The organism is Promicromonospora citrea, from assembly GCF_013004695.1.
GTDB lineage: Bacteria > Actinomycetota > Actinomycetes > Actinomycetales > Cellulomonadaceae > Promicromonospora > Promicromonospora citrea.
This window is the reverse complement of sequence record NZ_JABEMG010000278.1, coordinates 1-1493: the sequence shown is the minus strand read 5'-3', so window position 1 is coordinate 1493 and position 1493 is coordinate 1. Positions and strand designations below refer to the sequence as shown.

Sequence of the window (1493 nt, the reverse complement as noted above, 5' to 3'; positions counted from 1 at the left end):
CGTCGGCGTCGCCGTCGGCGCGGGCGCCGCCGTCGCCGCCACGAGCGCCCTGACCGCGCGCGACGCCGGTCCGGGGCCCGGCGCCACGTTCCCGTCCGCGGTCGGCAACCTGCAGACGGTCCTGCCGGCGGAGACCCACGAGATCACGCTCGAGGTCGACGTCGACGCCGACGTCGACACGGAGGCCGACGGCGGCGACCCGGCCCGCGTCGAGTACAACGGCCGGCTCGGGCCGTCCGGGATCGGCGAGTCGTTCTACAGCGAGGGCTTCCTCGACCTCGAGACCGACCTGGGCGAGCGGGGCGTCGCGGTCGAGCTGCCCTGGACCACCACCGTGACCGCGCGCGGCGAGGTCGAGGAGAGCAGCATCGACCTGCGCGCCTACCAGGGTTCGCTCACCGAGTACGACCCCACGGTCGCGACCGTCACCCTGTCCTGCCGGATCCTCGTGGACGGCGAGGTCGTGGCCGAGATGAGCGGCCCGCGCATCGTCGGCTGCAACCGCGTGCCCGAGAAGTTCCGGGAGATGATGGACGACGCCCGGAAGGAGAGCCAGGAGCAGCAGGAGCAGGCCTGGCAGGACTACCAGGACACGCTCGAGGAGCTCGGCGTGGACGGCGCGGGAGCGGGCTCGTGATCGAGCCGCTGCGGGCCGGCGACCCCGCGCACGCCGGCCCCTACGTCCTGCTCGGGCGCCTGGCCGCCGGAGGCATGGGCCAGGTGTTCGTCGGCCGGTCGCGCGCCGGGCGCGTGGTCGCCGTCAAGGTGATCCACGACGGCCTCGCCGCCGGCGACGAGTTCCGGACCCGGTTCGCCCGCGAGGTCGAGGCGGCCCGCCGCGTGGGCGGCTTCCACACCGCCGAGGTGGTCGACGCCGACGCTTACGCCGCGCGGCCCTGGATGGCGACCGCCTACGTGGCGGGCCCGTCCCTGCAGGAGGCCGTCGCGCGCGCCGGCGTGCTCGACGAGGAGGCCGTGCGGGCGCTGGGCGCCGCGCTCGTCGGCGGGCTCGCGGCCGTCCACGCGGCCGGGCTCGTGCACCGCGACCTCAAGCCCGCCAACGTGCTGCTCACCGCGGACGGGCCCCGCGTCATCGACTTCGGCATCGCCCGCGCCGTCGACGCGACCTCCGTGACGACGTCGGGCGACGTGCTCGGCACCGCCGCGTACATGTCGCCCGAGCAGGTGCGCGGACAGGAGGCGTCGGCGGCGTCCGACGTCTTCGCCCTCGGCTGCGTCCTGGCCTACGCGTGCTCCGCGCGCAGCCCGTTCGGCGGCGGGCCGACCGAGGCCGTCGTCTACCGCGTGGTGCACGAGGAGCCCGACCTCACCGCCGTCCCCGCCGGTCTGCGCGACGTCGTCGCCGCCTGCCTCGCCAAGGACCCCGCCGCCCGGCCCGGCCTCGACGCCGTGCTCGACGGGCTGCGCCCGCCGGCGGGCCGGGTCGTGCCCTGGCGCCTGCCCGACGGCGTCGGCGCCCTCGTCGCCGAGCG

2 protein-coding genes are annotated in these 1493 nt (G+C 76.7%); both read left to right on the top strand.

Features of this window, described 5'->3' with window-relative positions:
* Nucleotides 1-637: hypothetical protein (locus tag HLB15_RS23595; protein ID WP_171109198.1), on the top strand; the 637-nt coding region annotated here is incomplete at its 5' end.
* Nucleotides 634-1493: serine/threonine-protein kinase (locus tag HLB15_RS23590; protein ID WP_212760291.1), on the top strand; the 860-nt coding region annotated here is incomplete at its 3' end. The genes HLB15_RS23595 and HLB15_RS23590, both read left to right, overlap by 4 nt.